This is a genomic window from Streptomyces sp. WM6378, assembly GCF_001279695.1.
Lineage (GTDB): Bacteria > Actinomycetota > Actinomycetes > Streptomycetales > Streptomycetaceae > Streptomyces.
Genome location: NZ_LGDD01000165.1, coordinates 1 through 635, shown reverse-complemented (window position 1 = coordinate 635; position 635 = coordinate 1). Strand labels below are relative to the sequence as shown.

Sequence of the window (635 nt, the reverse complement as noted above, 5' to 3'; positions counted from 1 at the left end):
ACGGTCCTGATCACGGGTGGTACGGGTGGTCTGGGGCGTGTGGTGGCTCGGCATTTGGTGGTGGTGCATGGGGTGCGGAGTCTGTTGTTGGTGAGTCGGCGTGGTCTGGCTGTGGAGGGTGTTGGGGAGTTTGTTGCGGAGTTGGCTCTGTTTGGTGCGGAGGTGGTTGTTGAGGCGTGTGATGTGTCTGATGCGGTGGCGGTGGCTGATCTGGTTGGCCGTTATGAGCTGACGGCTGTGGTGCATGCGGCTGGTGTGTTGGATGACGGTGTGGTGGAGTCGTTGTCTGCGGAGCGGTTGGTGGGGGTGTTGCGTCCGAAGGTGGATGCGGCGTGGCATTTGCATGAGGCGACGCGTGGTGTGGATCTGGATGCGTTCGTGGTGTTCTCGTCGGTGGCTGGGACTGTTGGTAGTGCTGGTCAGGGTAATTACGCTGCGGGTAATGCCTTTTTGGATGCGTTGGTGGGTCATCGTCGTGGGTTGGGTTTGCCTGGGGTGTCGTTGGCGTGGGGTCCTTGGTCCCAGGACAGTGGTATGACCGGTGGTCTGGGTGATGTGGATGTTCAGCGGATCGCTCGGCAGGGTATGCCGCCGCTGTCTGTCGAGGAGGGCCTGGCCCTCTTCGACGCCGCGCT

The 635-nt window shown here is 61.7% G+C and carries 1 protein-coding gene; it reads left to right on the top strand.

Translation table 11 applies throughout. From position 1 onward, the window contains the following. A partial coding sequence (locus tag ADK54_RS43415; protein WP_159047773.1) for a beta-ketoacyl reductase occupies positions 1–635 on the top strand: 635 nt, incomplete at both ends.